A 19289-nucleotide genomic window follows, 5' to 3' on the forward strand; every position below is an offset into this window, starting at 1 on the left:
TGCTACCATTATATCATTTTTTACATCTTAGTATGTGTGAAAATAGAAAACTAGGATAATTTGAATACAAAAGTATTTTGTGGTATAATAAAAGTAGTTCTTAGGAAGAAAGGAAAAAATATGAATAAATTTTTCAAAATGACGCTTCTCTTAGCTCTACCGTTGGCATTCTTGTTGGGATGTTCAAAACAATCATCAACAACTTCTAACTCTTCAAAAGTAGAGTCAACTGAGGTAAAAACCACTGAGGCTGAAACAACTGAAAAGAAATCAGAATTAAAAACTGCTACCTTTGTGAACGATTCTCAGCCTGGTGTCCAGTCAACATTGACCTATACAGTTGACGGTGATAACGTTGTGAAACAAACTGCTCACAATGTCGCTGACCCCGAAGTCCTAAACAATACTGCAGATGATTTAAAAAATGTAGTCGAAGAAACCTATAAAGGATATAAGGGCCTCAAGGGGGTAACTTTATCTGTCGAGATTAAAGATGGTAAAGTCGTACAAGATCTTGAGATTGACCTTTCAGTTGCAAGCCTAGATGAACTTAGAAAAGCTTTACCAGAAGAATACTCAGGTGTTGGGAAAAACGTTAGTTTTAAAGCCTCTAAGAAAATGTTAACAGACCTTGGTTATAAGGAAAAAACGAACTAAGAGTAATAGAAAAAAACTTGGCCAACGCCAAGTTTTTTTATTCCATTTCAAACGCTTCACTTTCTTGTTTATTTGGAAGAACGAGAGAAAGTAAGATTCCAACAATTGCTGGTACTAGCCATGGTAGGGAAGCATCTGCAAACGGTAGAACATTAACGATATTTGCAAGAAAGTCAATCTTAAATGTAGATCCTAAAACACTGGCAACGGCAATAGCTGTGACAAGTCCAATAGTCAACTGCATACCTGGTTTAGATAGGGCGATAAATTTGTTAACAATCACAATCATGACAATCGCAATCGTGATTGGATACAAGACAACTAGCACTGGTACTGAATACTTGATAATGGCACTCAAACCAAGATTTGCGATAGCAAAACCAATCAAGGTAAAGATAGTTGCATAAACTTTATAACTGATTTGTGGGAAGCGGTCGTTAAAGAATTCAGCTGTTGATACAATCAAGCCTACAGTTGTTGTGAAACAAGTCACAGATACCATGACTGCAAGGAAAAATTGCGCTATCGAACCAAATATTTCTTGTGTTGCTTGTGACAAGATATAAACTCCTGGAGTTCCACCCTTCATCGCTTCTTCTGTTACTGGGAAGTGATTCCCAAGGAAACCTAACCCGATATAGAGAGCACTAAATCCTAGAGCTACAACGATTCCAACTACCCAAATAGTTGAAATGTACTCTTTCTTACTTGAGAAACCAAGTTGTTTCAAGGTTTGTACGGCAATAACACTGAAGGCAACAGAAGCAAGCGCATCAAGTGTATTGTATCCTTCTAAGAAGCCAGCACCAAAGGCTGAAGTTTGATAAGCACCTGACGCTGCTTGTGGTGCATTTGCTCCGTATTTAAAGGCTCCAAGAATAATCAAGATAACAATCAAAATTGCAAATACTGGAGTCAAGATTCGTCCAATACGATCCAAAATCTTTGAAGGATTCAAGGCGATTAAATAGGCTGCAACAAAGTAGAGAATGGTAAAGATAATCAAACCTAAACCCTTATTTGCTTCAGCTAGAAGGGGACTGATACCGACCTCAAAAGATGTTGTTGCTGTACGTGGAATGGCAAAGAATGGACCAATCGACAAGTACAAAGCTGCTAGATAAACTGTCGCAAACCATGGAGAGATTTTCTTAGAAATCTCATAGATATAGCCCTTAGGATTAAGGGTCCCGATGATCAAGGTTAGGACGGCAATCCCAACACCTGAAAATACAAATCCTGCAATGGCAGGAAGAAAGTTTTCTCCAGACTGTGCGCCTAGAGTTGGAGGGAAAATCAAGTTACCTGCTCCAAAAAATATTCCAAACAGAAGTAATCCTGTTAAAGCACCTTTTTTAGCCATAAACTCTCCTTATAAAATTAAAATACTTTCTTAGTATAACATGTTTAAAGGCATGAAAAGGCTATCTCGAAATAATTCTAAAATGTTTTCAATTTTCTGATTTTTAGAGCAAAAAAATCCCTTTAAAACCGTTCTTATTTTCGGTCTCAAAGGAAGTTTTTCTTATTCTAAAGCATCCATGCCACCTTGGACATTTGTAACCTCATAGCCTTGTTCTGCCAAAAATTGACAAGCGCGTGCTGAACGCATTCCTGATTTACAAATCACGTAATAAAGCTGGTCTTTGTCCAGTTGTTTATAAGTATCCGCTAGTTGGCTGAGAGGGAAATTACGAGCACCTTCTAAATGAAGAGTTTCAAATTCCTCTACTTCTCTCACGTCCACTAGAGAAAGTTGCTCATTTTGATAAAGCTGGTAAAATTCATCGAAGGAAATTTCTTTCATTCTTTTTCTCCTAAAATTATTTTAATTCTTTTTTTCAAATCGGGCACCACTTCCGACTCAAACCAAGGATTTTTTTTCATCCAGATTTGATTACGTGGTGATGGGTGTACCAGAGGGAAATAATCAGGCAAATAATCCTTGAACCGATGTACGCGGTCCGTCACCTTGCCACTGACCTTTTCATGCAGATAGTAGGCTTGGGCATACTGTCCAATCAAGAGCGTTAATTGAATATCTGGCAACTCCTTCAAAAGTTTTGGATGCCATTTTTCTGCAAAACCTGGACGAGGCGGTAAGTCACCAGATTTCCCATGTCCCGGAAAATAGAAATCCATGGGCATGACTGCAAAGTAACCTGAATTGTAAAAAGTATCTTCATCTACACCCAACCACTCTCGCAAGCGGTCGCCACTTTTATCCTTCCAGTAGAGCCCTGCTTCTTGAGTTTTGAGTCCAGGAGCTTGCCCAATGATATTGATACGAGCAGTCTTTGGTGCTGCAAAAAGAGGCTCGATACCCTGCTCAGTATAGCTGGCATTCTGTGGATCCGCCATGATAGCTTGCTTGATTTTTTCGATTTGAGACATCTGTTTCCCTCCAAAAAGAAGTCCAAGCATAGAATCTCAGACTTCTAGATCATTATTTGATCAATTCATAAATAGCTTCAGCGTAGATGGCTGCTGCACGGAAAAGATCGTCCAAGGCGATAAATTCATTGGCCTGGTGCATAGTATCGATAGAATCTGGGAACATAGCACCGTAGGCTACACCACGCTCTAATAGACGTCCAAAAGTTCCTCCACCGATGACTTGTTCGTGACCTTGAAGACCTGTTTGTTTTTCGTAAACATTCAACAAGGTTTGAACGAGTGGATCTTCCATTGGCACATAGTGAGGAGTGTGACCATGTTCAGAAAGGCTGACTGAAGCAACTGGCAAGCTTTCAAGAACTGACTTGATTTGCTCTGGGCTTGTTCCTTTTGGATAACGGAAGTTGAGGGCAATAGTATTGTCAGCACTTGTTTCATCAAAGCGGAAGACACCCGCATTCATAGAAAGAGCTCCCATTTTTTCATCCACATGAGCAACCTTCAAATTCTTGCCTTCGTGGTCATTCAAGAGAATCTTACCAGCAATATCGAGGTACTCTTTTGCAGGTCCTTCAAAAGCAAATTGGCTGAGGAAGAGAGCAAGATAAGTTGCACCATTGACACCTGAAGCAGGCATAGCACCATGGGCTGATTTACCAATTACAGCCACCTTGTACTGACCATTTTCTTCTTGGATGTCTCCTCTGAGATTGTGCTCTGCAACGAAGGCGTCTAGCTTCCCTTGCAAGTCAGCTAAGTCACCTGAAACGACTGCAGTTGCTGATTCAGGTACCATGTTTTCGCGTAAGCCACCTGTAAAGCTGTGAAGACGAGCTGCACCAGTATTTTCACCAGCAAAGTGGAGGTATTCTGTGATATTTCCTTTTTCACCATTGATGATAGGGAATTCAGCATCTGGAGAGAATCCAAAGTCTGGTTTTGCAAGTCCTACATGTTCAAAGTAGTAGTCCATATCTGCCCAACCTGACTCTTCGTCAGTTCCTACAATGAAACGAACTTTCTTAGAAGTCGGAAGCCCAAGTTCTTTGATGATTTTCAAACCGTAGTAACATGCTGTAGTTGGTCCCTTGTCATCAGAAGCCCCACGCGCATAAAGACGACCATCTTTGATAGTTGGAGTGTAAGGGTCCGTGTCCCAACCACTACCTGCTGGCACTACGTCCATGTGAGCAAAGATTCCGAGAACTTCTTCTCCTTGACCAAACTCGAAATGACCTGCATAGTTGTCGATATTTTTTGTTGGGTAGCCATCACGGTCTGCGATTTCGAGGAATTTCTCCAAGGCTTTTACTGGACCAGGTCCAAATGGATGCTGCGCATCTGCCTTGCTGTCATCACGTTCTGAGTTGATTTCCAAAAGGCTAAACAAGTCAGCCAAGAGGTCTTCTTTACGTTTTTCTACTTCTGCTGTAAAATCAATAACTGTCATTTTTACTTCCTATCTTTTCTCGATAATTTCATCTACTGGCAAGCGGTAGCTTGGTTCCAATTTCTCATCTGTGTATCCTACTGTAATCAAAAGCTCTGGACGGAAGCGTTCTTCAATTTCCAAAACTTCATTAGCTTTTGATTTGTCAAAACCAAGGATAATGTTTGAACCAATTCCCTGGTCAGTCAATGCAAGGACCAAGTTCATCGCAACTAATCCTGCATTAAGAGCCAAGTAGTCACTGACTTGTTGTTCATTGTAACGTGCATACTCAGCTGGAAGATTTTTCATAAAGTACTGAAGTTGTTCTTCTGAGAAGTTCTTTGCTCCACCAACACGGGCAATCTTGCGAGCTCGTTTAGCTAGGTCAGTATCTGTAAACAAGGCAATGGTTACAGGGGCAGATGCTACTTGCTCAAAGTTTGAACCGTAAGCCAATTTTGCTAGTTCAGCATTTCTCTCACGAACCACGACAAATTTCCAAGGCTGACTGTTGTGAGCGCTTGGTGCCAAGGTTGCGATTTCGATAGCTGTACGAACATCCTTCGGATCGACAGGTTTATCAATAAAATGCTTGGTCGCATGACGTTTTTTATTTAACTCAAGAAATTTCATAATTGATTTCCTTTTCTATTTCTATTGCTTCCATTTTACCACATTCTGAAAGAGCTTGCAGAGTTTTTTCATTAGTGAAACAAATTATCTTTTTTCTTACTTGAGTTGTTTACTACAAAACTGGAAATTATAATATTTCTCTATCACTTCCATAAAAAATATATATTGGATATCTGATTGATTGTCTGGTAAGCTAGATACCATTAAGTAAAGGAGACTCTTATGAAAAAATTATTCTTATTATTAGCTATTAGTCCCTTGTTGGTTGCCTGTGGACAAGCCAAACAGGATAGTGCTTCTACTTCCACTGCTAGTCCTAAAACCATTGTCGTAGCAACTGCTGGAGACAGCCCCCCTTTTGATTTTGAAAAAGATGGAAACCTAACTGGATATGATGTTGAAGTTTTAAAAGCAGTCGATGAAAAACTAGACCAATACAAGATTGAATTTCAAAAAACAGCTTGGGAAAGTATATTCCCTGGAGTGGATGCTAGCCGTTACCAAGCTGCTGCCAACAACTTGAGCTATACCAAAGAGAGAGCAGATAAATACCTCTACTCACTACCTATCGCTAAAAATCCTTTAGTTCTTGTAAGCAGAAAAGACAAGGTTCTTACCTCTCTGCAAGATATCGCTGGTAAAACAACTCAGGATGATACAGGAACTTCTACTGCCAAAGTCGTTACAGACTGGAACCAAAGCCACTCCGACAATCCAGCAACCATCCAATACTCTGGTGAAGATGTCGCTAAACGTCTGACTGACCTTGCTAACGGTGAATTTGATTTCCTTATCTTTGATAAAATCTCTGTTCAAAAGATTATCCAAGACCGAGGTTTAGACTTGAACGTAGTCGACTTGGAAAGCAACGACAATCCAAACAACTACATTATCTTCTCAAGTGACCAAAAAGAATTTAAAGAACAGTTTGACAAGGTTCTTAAAGAACTCTACCAAGATGGAACCCTTGAAAAACTCAGCAAGACCTATCTCGGTGGTTCTTACCTACCAGATGCGTCAGAATTAAAATAAAAAGATTGGCTAGACCAATCTTTTTTTATTTTACAAAAATATGTCAAAAATAGTTGACATTTTATTTTTAAAAGAATATACTATAGTCAAATATATGTGACACAATCTTAAAAGGAGGAAGCATGAATCGTGTGAAAGAATTCCGCAAGGAACTGGGCATGTCCCAGCTTGAGCTCGCCAAGGATATCGGTGTCTCGAGACAAACCATTAACATGATTGAAAACGACAAGTATAATCCTACCCTGGAACTTTGTCTCAATCTCGCTCGAAGCCTCCAAACTGACCTCAACAGTCTCTTTTGGGAGGACGATTTTTAAAAAGGAGAAGAAAAATGAAAAAAGAAACCTTCACTGAAAAGCTCATCAAACGCACTTACGGTATTTCTGATCCACTGGACGAATACAAACGGCGCGAAGCTGACCGCCTCGGAAATAAAGTCTTTATGATTCTCTTTTATCTGATGATTTTCGGCAATCTTATTCCGCTTGTTCTGGCCTATCAATTTCCTCAACTAGTGGCTCTAGTCTATCCTCCTCTGATTTTAGTGATTGCCCTCATCGCTGCTGGCTATGTCACCTACCAAATGCAAAAAACAGGGATTACAACTATTGAACCAGATATGCTGACTGAGAAAGAAAGTAAGCAACTACACTATCCTGGTCTGAAAGCGGGGATAGTCTATGGATTAATGAGTTTTTTTTCAACCCCTCTTCTCCTTATACTGCTAGGTGAGAGTCAGGACTATCTTCAGTCTCTTCTCGCTTTTAAAAATATTTTTTCAAGTATCCTCCAGTCTGTCTTCTTTGGAGTGGTCATACAGATTTTCATCTCCCGTCGCATTGCAAAAGCCAAGGAAGATCAGGATAATGATTAGGAGGAAACTCATGAAAAAAGAAAAGAAGCAGTTACGTTATCCTGGTCTGAAAGCAGGTTCGATTTATGGAACAGTGATATTTTTTATAATTCCACTCATTGATACCCTAACAAGTGAAAATCCAAATTTTATCAGTTCTCTTCTAAATACAAAACATATTTTTAAAACTATACTGGGAACTTTCTTTTTCGGAGTGATGATACATATTGTCGACTCACTTCGTATTGCAAGAGCTAAAAAAGACCAGAATTAGGAGGTGCCCTATGAAATCACTAGTAACTTTACTTACCTATCATCTTTTGTTTGCTTCACTGCTCATCTTCATCATCGTTTCAGGGAACTTGCCAATCTACGATATAGTCCTCCTTCCAGTCTTTGTTCCAGCACTCAACAAAGGATTGACTTACCTAAAGATCGACTCTCAAAAAACGCGCATACTCAACTTAGCACTATTCTTTATGATTCTATCCTTACCACAACTGACGGTTATTTCAAACGATTGGAAATTTTATTTATTGCTAACTATCGCTATCCTTTCTTCTATTACTTATCTTTATTATCTCTATCAATTCGTAAAAGAAACAAAATAACATCGTTCATTTAGGAGAAATCACCCATGAAAAAAGAATCCCTCTATGAAAAACTAATCAAACGTATCTATGGCATTTCAGGGCCACTTGATGAACACAAACGACGTGAGGCTGACCACATTGGGAATAAAGTCTTTATGATTCTCTTTTACCTCATGACTTTAGGAAATCTCATTCCCTTTGTTCTTGCTTATAAATATCCCCAAATGGTCGCTTTCGGATATCCAATCATTATTTTTCTGGTTTCCTTGGTTTGTGCTTTTTATGTCACTACTCAAACTAAAAAAACTGGTATTGCTGCTATCGATCCTGATATGTTGAGCCAGAAGGAAAAGAAACAGTTACGTAATCCTGGACTTAAAGCTGGTCTGGTCTATGGAATAGCCATGTTCTTTGGGATGCCACTTCTCAATATCCTAATGGATGATAGCAAAAGCTATCTTACCGATCTCTTGAATACAAGAAGTATCTTGTCAACCATCGTTGCAGCCTTCTTTTTCGGGTTAACAGTGCATATTGTCATCACTTTTCGTATTCAAAAAGCAAGAGAAGATCAAGACATCGATTAGGAGGAAACTTATGAAATCACTACAAACTTTAATTCTCAGCCATATTTTGGTCAGTATCTTTATGACAGTTTTCCTAGTTTATGGCCAAATTACGCGCCCTTTTCTAATCATTTTCCTCTTAGCCCTTCCTGTCTTGAACAAAGGACAAAGATTTCAGAAAATCAAATCAAAAAAAATACGCCTCCTAAACGCATCACTCTGCTTTATCCTTATATCTTTTCCACAACTGTTAACGAATTCTATGGATTGGAGATATCTCCTATTTCTAACTATCTGTATCATTTTTAGTTTGGTCTATTTCTATACTCTCTATCAACTCTTTAAAGAAGTTAAACAAAAAGAAGGTTATTAAGAGGTCACTACCATGAAAAAAGAAGACTTAACCACTCGCTTAGTTCGAAATTTCTTTCATATCCAAGGACCCTTTGATGAATGCCGACAAGAGATTATCTACAAGGCTTGCGCCCGTTCCATGGTCCTAATCTTTTACTCTTCCTTCTTTCTCTTCCTGTTCTATATTCTGTTTGGACGCTTTATAGAAATTGTTCGATCGGTTATGCCTTACATCTATTTTGGACTCATTTGGTTCATGAGTATAAAAGCTCAAAGAGCCGTCAAAGAGCTTCATCTTGAAAAGGATGATAAATCAGAAATCATCTACAAAACTTATAGCAAACACCAAATAAAAGTTCGTAGTTGGTTGGTATTTATAAGTATTGAGATTGGCTTATTTACCCTGCTTCTCTTTCATAAACTCTTCGTTCAGCAGATGCCCTTTTCAACATTCTTGGAAAAAATCATTCAAACAGAGATAATGATCCCCTTACTGATCTTTGGTATTAGTATTGGAGCCGTCTTTGGGACTATGACTTATTGTTTTTTATCCGAACATGAAGAACAGTAGGAGAAAGCTGAACTAATTGATTTACACGTTCAAGATAGAATCACCCCTAACACGTCTCCGTGCTAGGGGGGCTGCTAGTTTCTTAAATATCTCACATATTCGACTAATACGTAGACAAGGATTGTTAAACAAATGATAGTTTCTAACCAAACGAGGAAGTTGAGGACCGGAAACTGCAGAATGCCCTGGGCCATTTTCAAGGAAGTTGCCGTGATGATGGTTGGGAAAGTCAGGGCTGAAAAGGCTGGTTGAAATCCCTGTTTTAGAATTCTCGGTAAGCGACTAAGAACAAAGAAAAAGAAAGCCTGTGATGCAGGAATCATGGCCAGTAAAACCCAGCTAGGAAGACCTGGGCCTCCTATCCGAACCAGTGATGCCAACAGGAGAGAAAATGGAGCACAATAGATCCCTTCTTGCCCTAGTAAAGGCAGCGGCAATGGATTTCTTTTCAAATCTTGATAAATGAGAGGATACAGAATAAGGGTTAAGATAAAACCAAAAATCCAAGCTCCGTATGCAATACCAACTATCCCTACTACTGGGTAAGTCAAGCTTGCCACTGCGATTCCCACATAAAGAACCGTCCAACTTGGCGTTGCGCTCGTCCTTGGTTTAACTTGTACGTAATTGATAGTAAAGTAGATGATTAAGCCTACATCTAGTAGAAAGGCAAACCACCAGAGAACCTGCGCAATGAAGTTCAAGCTAACTGGTAGAATTCGCAACAAATAGGTCGATAAAATCATCCCTGCCATGGGAAAGGTCGCCATTCCCGATAATAGAGGAGCTTTCTTAAGTTCTTGCTGGCTTTCTTGCCAATCACTAAGATGACTGTATAAAAAATAAAACCATAAAATCAAGCCTGACAAACTAAAGACGTGGGATAATAGTGGAAAAATATCCAGGATGAGATTGCCTGCTCCAGCCAATCCCAATAAGCACCCTGAAAAGGCCAAGGGGAGTTTTTTCATGTGAACCTCCAATAGTCATGTTATTATCAGTATAGCATAAAAACCATTAAAAAAGCATACAAAAATGGAGTCTGAAAAGTTCAGACTCCATTTTTTCTATTCTTAGGCATAAGGTTGTAACTCTGGGTTAATCAGCGTATTAGCAAGATTATTGGCATAGTTACAGAGAGTTGCCAAACTGACACCAAGAACAACATCTAAGGCATTATCTTGTGTATAAGCAACAAAAAGAATTAAGGTTTTATGATTTATCAAAATACTTCTTGGTCTCAGCGATAATGACTGGTGATAAGGCCAAGATAGCAATCAAGTTTGGTAGAGCCATGAGGGCATTAACAATATCCGCAATGACCCAGACCATATCCAGCTCGATAAATCCTCCCAGCAAGACCATGAGTACAAAGACCACTCGATAAAGCCAGATAAAACGAACACCAAATAGAAACTCAAAGCAACGCTCTCCATAATAATTCCATCCCAAAATCGTTGTAAAGGCAAAAAGCACCAAGAAGATTGTTAGAAGAGCAGGTCCAAAGAAAGAAAATACTGTAGAAAAAGCAGATTGAGTCAGAGCAACCCCATCCAAATTGCCATTCCAAACTCCAGTCACCAAGATTGTCAGACCAGTCAAAGTACAGATAATCAAGGTATCAATAAAGGTTCCTGTCATGGAAATCAAACCTTGCTCCACCGGTTCATTTGTTTTGGCTGCTGCAGCCGCAATCGGAGCTGAACCCAAGCCAGACTCGTTTGAGAAGACCCCACGCGCCACACCATTTTGAATAGCCATCCGAACACTAGCTCCTGCAAATCCTCCCACTGCAGCTATGGGACTAAAAGCTGATGTGAGAACCAGTGAAAGTGTTGCCGGTACTTTATCGATATTAAAGAAAATAACTGTCAAGGTTCCCAAGATATAGATAATAGCCATAAAAGGAACAACTGTAGTTGATACCTTAGAAATGGACTTGAGTCCACCAAAGACTGCGATCCCTACGAAAATAGATAAAACAAGTGCAGTAATTGTCGGATCAATACTAGCCGTATTTTGAACGGATTCTGTAATGGAATTCACCTGAGTAAAAGTACCGATTCCCAAAAGTGCAACCAATACTCCAGCTACAGCAAAGAAGATTGCAAGGGGGCGCCACTTTTCGCCCATCCCTAGAAGGATATAGTGCATCGGTCCTCCTGCTACCGCACCATGGTCATCCTTGGTCCGGTATTTGATAGCAAGTAGTCCTTCAGCATACTTGGTTGCCATTCCAAAGAAAGCAGCCATCCACATCCAAAAGAGGGCTCCTGGGCCACCGACCTTGATAGCTGTTGCAACCCCGATAATATTTCCTGTACCAACAGTTGCTGCTAGGGCTGTACACAAGGCAGCAAAGCTCGAAACATCACCATGTCCTTTATCCTTGGTAAAAATAAGCTGGAAGGCCTTAGGGAGACGCAAGATTTGTAAAAGCCCTAAACGAAGAGTCAAGTAAATCCCTGTACCAACCAATAAAATCAAAAGGGGTGGGCCCCATACCAGAGCATCCAGCTCTTTTAGCAAACTTAACATACCATTCTCCTATCTATTCAACCCAAAAGAAAGAGCACATGTTTACTAACATGTACTCTGGAATGCATCGATAAATGCCAAAAAGCGCTCTATCATTGCTCTGTCCTTTTACCTGAGAGTTTGAGCAGTTGCCTGCCTTGCCCCTTCGGTGCCTTTACGGTCTCTCCAGAGTTCCGTCCATTTACAGTCATGGAAGGTCAAAGGACTTTCCACTTCTATTAAACTTCATTCGGTGTTGTATTTGATTTTTACTTATTTTACAAGAAAAAACTGTCCTTGTCAATTGCTTTCAGAAAATTTTCTTATAATTTTCTGAAAATAATATTCTAACCTTTAAAGGTTACGATGGTAGCTCCACTTCCACCTGCATTTTGCGGTGCATAGCCAAAGCTCTTGACCTGTTTATTTCTTTGGAGGTACTTAGTTACACCTTCACGGATGACTCCCGTACCGATACCATGGATGATATCTACTTGGGCCATATTGTTGAGCAGAGCTTGGTCGATAAAGGCGTCTAAGGCTTCCATGGCTTCCTCGTAGCGTTTGCCACGAAGGTCTAGTCGAGCCTGTGGACCTTTGCCTGCTGCACGTTTGACGACGTTGACTTGTTTCTTCTTGACTGGCGCTTCTTGCTTAGCTTGAACCAAGTCAAATTCTTTTTCTTCAAGCGTCATCTTAATCAAGCCAACCTGTGCTTCCCAACGTCCATCCTTGAGTTGATTGGTCAAGGTGCCCCGTTGACCATAGCTTAAAACGATAATATCATCTCCAACTTTTGGAGCTCGTTTTTTCTTGGCTTTTTGTAGGACCTTATTTTTAGAAAGGTCAACTTTTTCAGGAGCTAATTTTTTGAGCTTAGCCTTGGCTTCGATAATCTCATGTGGTTTTAGTTGAGATTTGCTATGAAGATTTTTTAGAATAACATCACTTTCTGCCAGAGCCAATTCAACAATCTCAGCAGCTTGCTCACGCGCCTTATTGAGTTCTGTTTCCTTCTCACGATTAAGCTCATTGTAAAGTTTTTTAAGTGCGCGATTCATCTTGAGGTTTTCTTGTTCAACTTGGCGGATATTTTCAAGACGTTTGTGGCTTTCAAGTGTCTGCTCTTCTAATTGCTCAATGATGCGATTGACATCATTGTCTTGGTCAATTTGCTTACTAGCGTCACCTACAATGACATCCGACAAGCCTAGACGTTTGGCAATCTCAAAGGCATTGCTTCGACCTGGTACGCCTTGCATAAAGCGATAGGTTGGGCGCAAGCTAGCTGTATCAAATTCCATACTGGCATTTTGAACATAGGTCGTTTCAATACCATAGGCTTTAAGTTCAGGATAGTGAGTGGTTGCCATGGTCTTGACCTGACGCAAGCGTAAATCTTCTAGGATTGACATGGCAAGAGCAGCCCCTTCTTGGGGATCCGTACCTGCTCCAAGCTCATCTAGTAGCAAGAGGGAGTTTTGGTTGACCTTACCAAGAATATCAACGATATTGGTCATGTGACTAGAGAAAGTTGAGAGGCTTTGCTCAATGGACTGTTCATCTCCGATATCTGCAAAAATTTCTTCAAAAATCCCTACACGACTGCCTTTATCAGCTAGGATAGGCAAACCAGACTGGGCCATGACTTGCGTCAATCCTAAGGTCTTGAGCATAATGGTCTTACCACCAGTATTAGGACCAGTGATGACGATAGCTGTCAAATCCTTCCCAAAGTGCACATCATTTGCGACAGCATTCTTAACCAAAGGATGGCGAACATGGAGGAGTTGGATTTCCTGTTCCTCAGAGACTTGAGGTACCACTGCTCCAGTTTCTTGGATAAAGCGTACCTTAGCGCGAATCAAATCCAAACGTCCAATAATCCAGGCATCATTGGCAATTTCAGCCGCATGCGGTCTTACTCGTTCAGAGAGTTCTTGGAGGATACGCATCATCTCATAGCGTTCATCTGCACGAAGACTAGCTATTTCCTCACTTAACTTAACTACTTCACGAGGTTCAATATAAACTGTGTTCCCACTGGCAGAAATATCGTGAACGACCCCAGCAATCTTATTCCGATAGGTATTTTTAACTGGAAGAACTTGGCGACCATTTCTACTAGCGACAATCCCTTCTGTCAACATCTGCGCCTTCTGCTTGAGAAGGTCTTGCAAGACATCACGAACCTGGCTCTCACTGTCATGGATTTTACGGCGGATTCGTGCTAGTTCTTCACTTGCAAAATTCTCAATAAATCCAGCCTCGTTGATGGCTTGGAGATTGCCCTGTAGATGTGGGAAATCATGAAATTTCTCAAACCAATTTGCTAAGTGATCCAAGCGTACATTTTCAAGATTGTCATAGAAGTTTTTCAATTCACGACTGGAAAATATAACACGTTTGAGAAGGAGAAATTCTTCAATATTAAGGTCAGCACCCATCTCCAAACGTTTGCAGGTCGCTGCAATATCTTTTGTCACCGAAATGCTGAAATGAGGATGTTCGACAAAAAGCTCCTGCATCTCCTTCATCTCTGCAAAAGCTTGTTTTATCTTGTCACCTTTATCCGTTGGAGTAAGTTCTTTTAACTGCTCTAGTCCCTGCTCCGTCAAAAGATGAGGCTCAAATAGAGCTTTGACCTTGTTAAATTCTAACGTTTCTAGTATTTTTGTATTCATCTTATTTCCTTAGTCAAAAGTTATGGCTTTTCTTGTTTTTAACTTTTTTTAATCAATCTCTTACTTTTGAAATTGTAAACAAAAGGCTAGGAATAGTTCCCGCCCTTTTTATCCGATTATTTTAGTAATCCAAAGCTGCTTAATCAAACTGGTTGTGAATGGAATGCTTTGGATGATATGTCTAGCTACAAAGCTATTTTCAAGTGAATTTTGAACAATTTGTAATGGAACAGTCGCGAGGATGGTTAGCATCATCTGAAGGACAAATAAAGTCACTCCAACAGATAGAACACCCGCACCGATACGGTAGTATTTCCCATCAAGTATCTTAGTTGGCACTAGGTTTACAAAAAGACCAATAAAGCGACCGATGCAGTAAAAGGCTGTAAAGACCAAGAGGAAACCGATACCTGCATAAAAGACCTTATCCAATTGGAAAAGTTGATTGGATGGGAAAAAGAATGTTCCCTGTCCTTCCTGTGGATTAGCATAAGGGATTAGTAAATTGAACTTCTGCCCTAAAGACTGGTAAGACTTGCTTGCTAAATAAGCGGAAACAATCGTCGCTACAAGATAAAAAGCTTGTAATACGATTCCTCTGCGATAGCCAATATAAAAGCTCCAAGCAAGGATTATTAAGAGTAGGATGGAAATCATAGAGAGTCCTCAATCTTGCTCTGTTCTTGTTTAGCCGCAACCACCTTATAACGGAGCGATTCTAATTCTTGCTCCTTGTCATCGAACTCAATCTCACGGCTAAGCTGAGTAGATAGGCAGTTAACTGCTAAAAGGATAGCTACTGTCTCATCATCAGCTCCAGGCATTTGTTCTTTGATTGCTTCATATTTTTCCGTCGCAACCTTAGCAATCTCCTCCATAAAAAGATTGTCATGTTCAGTTGTCAGCGTTAATGTTTTTTTCCCAAATGTAAACTTGAATCGATTTAAATTTGCCATAAAATTCACCTCACGATATTATACCAAATTTCACTAAGTTTGTCAGTTTTAACCAATTCTACTGCTTTTATGGTACAATAGAGACTATGGCAAGTATCACATTGACTCCGAGTGAAAAGGAAATTCAAGCTTTTGTTCAAAAGCATGAACAAACCCTCGCTCCAAGTAAAAATCCTTATATTCGCTACTTTTTCAAGCTTCCCCAAGCCAGTGTTTCCATTTATACATCTGGAAAAGTTCTCTTGCAAGGTGAATCTGCTGAAAACTATGCTAGCTTATTTGGTTATCAGGTAGCGCAAGTTGTTAGCGGACAAAATTTCCCCTTAATCGGAACAGATGAAGTCGGAAATGGTTCCTACTTCGGTGGTCTAGCTGTAGTGGCATCCTTTGTAACTCCTGACCAGCATGACTATTTACGAAAACTCGGTGTAGGGGATTCCAAAACACTGACAGATTCAAAAATCCGTCAGATAGCTCCCATTTTGAAGGAAAAAATCCAACATCAGGCACTACTACTTTCTCCAAGTAAGTATAACGAAGTCATTGGTGAGCGCTACAATGCTGTTTCTGTCAAGGTAGCTCTTCATAATCAAGCAATTTTTCTCCTCCTTCAAAAGGGAGTTCAACCAGAAAAGATTGTTATTGATGCCTTTACGAGTGCTCAAAACTATGATAAGTATCTAAAAAATGAAGCCAATCATTTCGAAAATCCTGTTACACTTGAGGAAAAAGCTGAAAGTAAATACTTGGCTGTAGCTGTTAGCTCCATCCTCGCGCGTGACCTCTTTCTAGAAAATCTTGAAAACCTAGGACGAGAACTTGGATTTCAACTTCCAAGCGGGGCTGGAACGGCTTCTGACAAGATAGCTAGCCAAGTCCTTCGTGCTTATGGTATGCAGGGACTCAACTTCTGCGCCAAACTACACTTTAAAAATACTGAAAAAGCAAAAAAAATGCTAGAAAGGTAAATTATGAAATATATTATAAATTTTTTAAAAGAATGGGGAGTTATTATTCTACTTATCGCACTAGTAGGGCTTAGTCGTCTCTTTCTCTGGAGTAATGTGCGTGTAGAAGGACACTCAATGGACCCTACTCTAGCTGATGGAGAAATCCTCTTTGTTGTCAAACACCTCCCTATCAATCGCTTCGATATCGTAGTTGCCCATGAGGATGATGGAAACAAGGATATCGTTAAGCGTGTTGTCGGTACACCAGGTGATACCGTACGTTTTGAAAACGACAAACTTTATATCAATGGTCAAGAAACTGATGAACCATATCTGGCAGAATACCTCAAACGATTTAAAGAGGACAAACTCCAATCTACCTATACTGGAGATGGTTGGGATGGAAGAAAGGGAGAATACTTTAGAGCTTTAGCTCAGAAGGCCCAGGCCTTTACCCTAGATTCTAATTCCAATACAAGCTTTACCTACACTGTTCCAGAGGGAGAGTATCTCCTACTGGGTGATGACCGTCTAGTATCTAGTGATAGTCGACATGTTGGTACTTTTAAAGCAAAAGATATCATCGGGGAGGCTAAATTCCGTTTTTGGCCACTCAAACGTATCGGAACAGTCTAAAATACTAAGAGGCCGAGAATACTAATCTCAGCCTCTTCTCATTCTATTATGAATGATATGGTTTTATTCATGATTGTAAAGGAATTATATGGAAGTCTATTTTACAGGTACGATTGAACGTATTATTTTTGAAAATGTCAGTAATTTTTATCGTATTCTCCTCTTAGATATCGAGGATACCGATGCTGAGGACTTTGATGATTTCGAAATCATTGTTACAGGGACCATGGCTGATGTCATCGAGGGAGAAGAATACACTTTTTGGGGGCAGATTGTCCAACACTCCAAATACGGAGAGCAGCTACAAATTACCCGTTATGAAAGAGCAAAACCGACTAGCAAGGGCTTAGTTAAGTATTTCTCCAGCAGTCATTTCAAAGGGATTGGGCTCAAAACTGCCCAAAAGATTGTGGAACTCTATGGAGAAAATACCATTGATGAAATCCTAGAGCATCCTGAGAAACTCGAAACCATCTCAGGACTATCTTCTAAAAGTCGTGAAGCCTTCGTTTCCACTCTGCGCCTCAACTACGGAACAGAAATGGTCTTGGCCAAGCTTGCTAACTACGGCATTCCCAATAAATTAGCTATTCAAATCCAGGATACCTATAAAGAGGAAACCATCGATATCGTTGAAAATTATCCTTATCAGTTGGTAGAAGATATCAAGGGCTTGGGCTTTACTATTGCTGACCAATTGGCACAGGAATTGGGGATTGAGAGTCAGGCTCCAGAACGTTTCCGAGCAGGGCTCGTTCATAGTCTTTTAAACGCCTGTATGGAAAGCGGGGATACTTATGTTGAAGCCAGAGATCTATTAGAAAAGACTCTAACCCTACTTGAATCCTCACGTCCTGTTGAATTAGAACCCAGTCAACTTGCACAAGAATTATCCAATCTCATTGAAGAAGAAAAAGTTCAACAGGTTGATACGAAAATCTTTGATAACAGTCTCTTTTTCGCTGAAGAAGGGATCCATAATCACCTCATTCGTATCCTTGAAAAGGAAGAAAGTAATAAACAAAAAACAGAAATCATCCAAGAGCATATTGCTACGGTTGAGGAAGAATTAGGCATTCAATACGATACTATTCAAAAGCAGGCAATCTGCGACGCTATCCAAAACAAGGTCTTTATCCTGACAGGTGGACCTGGTACGGGTAAAACCACTGTTATCAATGGGATTATTGGTGTTTACGCCCTATTAGAGGGGCTCGACCTTAGAAAGAAAAGTAGTCTACCGATTCTCCTAGCTGCTCCAACTGGTCGCGCGGCTCGTCGTATGAATGAGTTGACAGGCTTGCCAAGTGCAACGATTCACCGCCATTTGGGGATGACTGGAGACGACGATACCAGTCATTTGGAAGATTATCTAGATGCTGATTTTATCATCGTAGACGAGTTCTCTATGGTGGATACCTGGCTAGCCAACCAACTCTTCTCCAACATCTCCTCTAATAGTAAAATTCTCATCGTAGGCGATAGTGACCAGTTGCCATCGGTTAGTCCTGGTCAAGTCTTGGCTGACTTACTCCAAATTCCAAGCATTCCTCAAACACGCTTGGAAAGAATCTACCGTCAGAGCGAAGAATCAACCATTGTCACTCTCGCTAGTCAGATTAGACAGGGCACCTTGCCTGCAGATTTCACTCAGAAAAAAGCAGATCGTTCCTACTTTGAAATCGCCAGCAACCATATCCCTGCGACCATTGAAAAAATCCTAGATGCTGCTATTAGAAGTGGCATTCCTGCTCGTGATATCCAAGTTCTAGCGCCTATGTATCGTGGTACAGCAGGAATTGATGCCATCAATCAACTCATGCAAGAACTGCTCAATCCTCTTCAAAAGGGACAAATTAGTTTTGAAGCAAGTCAGTTTCATTATCGCACAGGCGATAAGGTCATTCATCTAGTCAACGATGCTGAAATCAATGTCTTTAATGGAGATTTAGGCTATATTACTGACCTGATTCCTGGAAAATACACTGAATCTAAGCAAGATGAAATTATCATCGATTTTGATGGCAACGAGGTTTCCTATCCTCGAAATGAATGGTACAAAATTCGTCTGGCCTATGCTATGAGTATCCATAAGTCACAGGGGAGTGAGTTTCCAGTTGTTATTTTACCAATTACCAGTGCTAGCAAGCGCATGCTGGAGCGAAATCTCATCTACACTGCTATCACTCGCGCCAAAAGCAAACTCATCCTACTTGGTGAACTACAGGCCTTTGACTATGCAACCAAGCACATCGGAACAGCTCGCAAGACCTATTTAATTGAACGTTTCAGCGACTTAACTAAAAGCTCTGAAGAAGTAAATGAGCCTATTCTTGAAACCTCTAAGCAGACTGATTCTCAGCAATCCTACATTCTAACCGAGGACAACTGGACCAGTATTCCAGCAATGATTGGAATTAGCCAGGATGACCTTCAAGAATTTTTCGGAAAATAAAGC

The 19289-nt window shown here is 40.2% G+C and carries 22 protein-coding genes, 1 pseudogene and 1 riboswitch; of the genes and pseudogenes, 12 read left to right on the forward strand and 11 right to left on the reverse strand.

All coding sequences use genetic code 11. The annotated features are described in order from the left end of the window. The first annotated feature begins 120 nt into the window (after positions 1-120). On the forward strand, positions 121-657 hold the full coding sequence (locus TZ94_RS03785; RefSeq protein WP_045614278.1) for a DUF1307 domain-containing protein: 537 nt from the start codon (positions 121-123) through the stop codon (positions 655-657). A 37-nt stretch (positions 658-694) separates the two neighbouring features. On the opposite strand, the gene brnQ is transcribed toward TZ94_RS03785, so the two are convergent. The 5 genes from brnQ to TZ94_RS03810 form a co-directional block, all read right to left on the reverse strand. Continuing rightward, on the reverse strand, positions 695-2020 hold the full coding sequence (brnQ, locus tag TZ94_RS03790) for a branched-chain amino acid transport system II carrier protein (protein ID WP_045614281.1): 1326 nt from the start codon (positions 2018-2020) through the stop codon (positions 695-697). 162 nt (positions 2021-2182) lie between these two features. After that, positions 2183-2464, reverse strand: a complete 282-nt coding sequence (locus tag TZ94_RS03795) for a rhodanese-like domain-containing protein (RefSeq protein ID WP_045614284.1) — start codon at positions 2462-2464, stop codon at positions 2183-2185. Continuing rightward, positions 2461-3051: a uracil-DNA glycosylase family protein gene (locus TZ94_RS03800; protein ID WP_045614287.1), complete on the reverse strand. Its 591-nt coding sequence runs from the start codon at positions 3049-3051 to the stop codon at positions 2461-2463. The genes TZ94_RS03795 and TZ94_RS03800 overlap by 4 nt, the downstream gene beginning before the upstream one ends. 52 nt (positions 3052-3103) lie before the next feature. Continuing rightward, complete coding sequence (gene pepV, locus TZ94_RS03805) at positions 3104-4504, reverse strand: dipeptidase PepV (protein WP_045614289.1); 1401 nt, start codon at positions 4502-4504, stop codon at positions 3104-3106. Positions 4505-4513: 9 nt separating this feature from the next. Continuing rightward, on the reverse strand, positions 4514-5119 hold the full coding sequence (locus tag TZ94_RS03810; RefSeq protein ID WP_045614292.1) for a nitroreductase family protein: 606 nt from the start codon (positions 5117-5119) through the stop codon (positions 4514-4516). Between the two features lie 222 nt (positions 5120-5341). Between TZ94_RS03810 and TZ94_RS03815 the strand changes: the two genes are divergently transcribed. The 8 genes from TZ94_RS03815 (at position 5342) to TZ94_RS03850 (ending at position 9088) form a co-directional block, all read left to right on the forward strand. Beyond that, positions 5342-6151: an amino acid ABC transporter substrate-binding protein gene (locus tag TZ94_RS03815; protein ID WP_045614295.1), complete on the forward strand. Its 810-nt coding sequence runs from the start codon at positions 5342-5344 to the stop codon at positions 6149-6151. A 122-nt stretch (positions 6152-6273) separates the two neighbouring features. Then, positions 6274-6468, forward strand: a complete 195-nt coding sequence (locus TZ94_RS03820) for a helix-turn-helix transcriptional regulator (protein WP_001082478.1) — start codon at positions 6274-6276, stop codon at positions 6466-6468. A 14-nt stretch (positions 6469-6482) separates the two neighbouring features. Next, entirely contained in the window at positions 6483-7025 is a 543-nt protein-coding gene (locus TZ94_RS03825) for a DUF3278 domain-containing protein (RefSeq protein ID WP_045614299.1), read from the forward strand. 10 nt (positions 7026-7035) lie between these two features. Beyond that, positions 7036-7278, forward strand: coding sequence for a hypothetical protein (locus TZ94_RS03830; RefSeq protein WP_045614800.1), 243 nt, complete (start codon positions 7036-7038; stop codon positions 7276-7278). A gap of 10 nt (positions 7279-7288) precedes the next feature. Continuing rightward, a complete protein-coding gene (locus TZ94_RS03835) occupies positions 7289-7615 on the forward strand; it encodes a hypothetical protein (RefSeq protein ID WP_045614302.1) in 327 nt (108 codons plus the stop codon). Positions 7616-7641: 26 nt separating this feature from the next. Further along, a complete protein-coding gene (locus TZ94_RS03840; RefSeq protein ID WP_045614305.1) occupies positions 7642-8184 on the forward strand; it encodes a DUF3278 domain-containing protein in 543 nt (180 codons plus the stop codon). A 10-nt stretch (positions 8185-8194) separates the two neighbouring features. Then, complete coding sequence (locus tag TZ94_RS10010) at positions 8195-8536, forward strand: hypothetical protein (RefSeq protein WP_045614308.1); 342 nt, start codon at positions 8195-8197, stop codon at positions 8534-8536. A gap of 12 nt (positions 8537-8548) precedes the next feature. Then, positions 8549-9088: a DUF3278 domain-containing protein gene (locus tag TZ94_RS03850; RefSeq protein ID WP_045614310.1), complete on the forward strand. Its 540-nt coding sequence runs from the start codon at positions 8549-8551 to the stop codon at positions 9086-9088. 74 nt (positions 9089-9162) lie between these two features. Here the strand turns inward: TZ94_RS03850 and TZ94_RS03855 are convergent, their stop codons facing one another. The 6 genes and pseudogenes from TZ94_RS03855 to zapA form a co-directional block, all read right to left on the reverse strand. Then, positions 9163-10059 carry a TDT family transporter gene (locus TZ94_RS03855; protein ID WP_045614312.1) on the reverse strand — a complete coding sequence of 299 codons (897 nt, stop codon included), beginning with the start codon at positions 10057-10059 and terminating at the stop codon, positions 9163-9165. A gap of 102 nt (positions 10060-10161) precedes the next feature. Beyond that, positions 10162-10290: pseudogene (locus TZ94_RS09485) on the reverse strand (carboxymuconolactone decarboxylase family protein); the annotation flags it as partial. A 10-nt stretch (positions 10291-10300) separates the two neighbouring features. Further along, positions 10301-11626 carry an alanine/glycine:cation symporter family protein gene (locus tag TZ94_RS03860; RefSeq protein ID WP_045614316.1) on the reverse strand — a complete coding sequence of 442 codons (1326 nt, stop codon included), beginning with the start codon at positions 11624-11626 and terminating at the stop codon, positions 10301-10303. Between the two features lie 90 nt (positions 11627-11716). Next, positions 11717-11805: riboswitch (glycine riboswitch) on the reverse strand. A 147-nt stretch (positions 11806-11952) separates the two neighbouring features. Next, complete coding sequence (locus tag TZ94_RS03865; RefSeq protein ID WP_045614319.1) at positions 11953-14289, reverse strand: endonuclease MutS2; 2337 nt, start codon at positions 14287-14289, stop codon at positions 11953-11955. 108 nt (positions 14290-14397) lie between these two features. Further along, entirely contained in the window at positions 14398-14946 is a 549-nt protein-coding gene (locus TZ94_RS03870; RefSeq protein WP_045614323.1) for a CvpA family protein, read from the reverse strand. Beyond that, positions 14943-15245, reverse strand: a complete 303-nt coding sequence (gene zapA, locus TZ94_RS03875) for a cell division protein ZapA (protein WP_004252047.1) — start codon at positions 15243-15245, stop codon at positions 14943-14945. Before zapA ends, TZ94_RS03870 begins: the two co-directional genes overlap by 4 nt. 86 nt (positions 15246-15331) lie before the next feature. Here zapA and rnhC point away from each other — a divergent pair, with 86 nt between their 5' ends. From rnhC to recD2, 3 genes are all read left to right on the forward strand, one after another. Further along, a complete protein-coding gene (rnhC, locus tag TZ94_RS03880) occupies positions 15332-16213 on the forward strand; it encodes a ribonuclease HIII (RefSeq protein WP_045614326.1) in 882 nt (293 codons plus the stop codon). 3 nt (positions 16214-16216) lie between these two features. Further along, the gene (lepB, locus tag TZ94_RS03885) at positions 16217-16831 is read left to right on the forward strand and encodes a signal peptidase I (RefSeq protein ID WP_045614329.1); all 615 of its coding nucleotides are present in this window, start codon (positions 16217-16219) and stop codon (positions 16829-16831) included. Positions 16832-16919: 88 nt separating this feature from the next. Then, positions 16920-19286, forward strand: coding sequence for an SF1B family DNA helicase RecD2 (gene recD2, locus TZ94_RS03890; protein ID WP_045614332.1), 2367 nt, complete (start codon positions 16920-16922; stop codon positions 19284-19286). Positions 19287-19289: the final 3 nt, after the last annotated feature.

The organism is Streptococcus infantis (assembly GCF_000960085.1).
Lineage (GTDB): Bacteria > Bacillota > Bacilli > Lactobacillales > Streptococcaceae > Streptococcus > Streptococcus infantis_C.

Coding starts and splice junctions, on each gene's coding strand:
- TZ94_RS03785 (WP_045614278.1), top strand. CDS start 121: ATGAATAAATTTTTCAAAATGACGCTTCTCTTAGCTCTACCGTTGGCA.
- brnQ (WP_045614281.1), bottom strand. CDS start 2,020: ATGGCTAAAAAAGGTGCTTTAACAGGATTACTTCTGTTTGGAATATTT.
- TZ94_RS03795 (WP_045614284.1), bottom strand. CDS start 2,464: ATGAAAGAAATTTCCTTCGATGAATTTTACCAGCTTTATCAAAATGAG.
- TZ94_RS03800 (WP_045614287.1), bottom strand. CDS start 3,051: ATGTCTCAAATCGAAAAAATCAAGCAAGCTATCATGGCGGATCCACAG.
- pepV (WP_045614289.1), bottom strand. CDS start 4,504: ATGACAGTTATTGATTTTACAGCAGAAGTAGAAAAACGTAAAGAAGAC.
- TZ94_RS03810 (WP_045614292.1), bottom strand. CDS start 5,119: ATGAAATTTCTTGAGTTAAATAAAAAACGTCATGCGACCAAGCATTTT.
- TZ94_RS03815 (WP_045614295.1), top strand. CDS start 5,342: ATGAAAAAATTATTCTTATTATTAGCTATTAGTCCCTTGTTGGTTGCC.
- TZ94_RS03820 (WP_001082478.1), top strand. CDS start 6,274: ATGAATCGTGTGAAAGAATTCCGCAAGGAACTGGGCATGTCCCAGCTT.
- TZ94_RS03825 (WP_045614299.1), top strand. CDS start 6,483: ATGAAAAAAGAAACCTTCACTGAAAAGCTCATCAAACGCACTTACGGT.
- TZ94_RS03830 (WP_045614800.1), top strand. CDS start 7,036: ATGAAAAAAGAAAAGAAGCAGTTACGTTATCCTGGTCTGAAAGCAGGT.
- TZ94_RS03835 (WP_045614302.1), top strand. CDS start 7,289: ATGAAATCACTAGTAACTTTACTTACCTATCATCTTTTGTTTGCTTCA.
- TZ94_RS03840 (WP_045614305.1), top strand. CDS start 7,642: ATGAAAAAAGAATCCCTCTATGAAAAACTAATCAAACGTATCTATGGC.
- TZ94_RS10010 (WP_045614308.1), top strand. CDS start 8,195: ATGAAATCACTACAAACTTTAATTCTCAGCCATATTTTGGTCAGTATC.
- TZ94_RS03850 (WP_045614310.1), top strand. CDS start 8,549: ATGAAAAAAGAAGACTTAACCACTCGCTTAGTTCGAAATTTCTTTCAT.
- TZ94_RS03855 (WP_045614312.1), bottom strand. CDS start 10,059: ATGAAAAAACTCCCCTTGGCCTTTTCAGGGTGCTTATTGGGATTGGCT.
- TZ94_RS03860 (WP_045614316.1), bottom strand. CDS start 11,626: ATGTTAAGTTTGCTAAAAGAGCTGGATGCTCTGGTATGGGGCCCACCC.
- TZ94_RS03865 (WP_045614319.1), bottom strand. CDS start 14,289: ATGAATACAAAAATACTAGAAACGTTAGAATTTAACAAGGTCAAAGCT.
- TZ94_RS03870 (WP_045614323.1), bottom strand. CDS start 14,946: ATGATTTCCATCCTACTCTTAATAATCCTTGCTTGGAGCTTTTATATT.
- zapA (WP_004252047.1), bottom strand. CDS start 15,245: ATGGCAAATTTAAATCGATTCAAGTTTACATTTGGGAAAAAAACATTA.
- rnhC (WP_045614326.1), top strand. CDS start 15,332: ATGGCAAGTATCACATTGACTCCGAGTGAAAAGGAAATTCAAGCTTTT.
- lepB (WP_045614329.1), top strand. CDS start 16,217: ATGAAATATATTATAAATTTTTTAAAAGAATGGGGAGTTATTATTCTA.
- recD2 (WP_045614332.1), top strand. CDS start 16,920: ATGGAAGTCTATTTTACAGGTACGATTGAACGTATTATTTTTGAAAAT.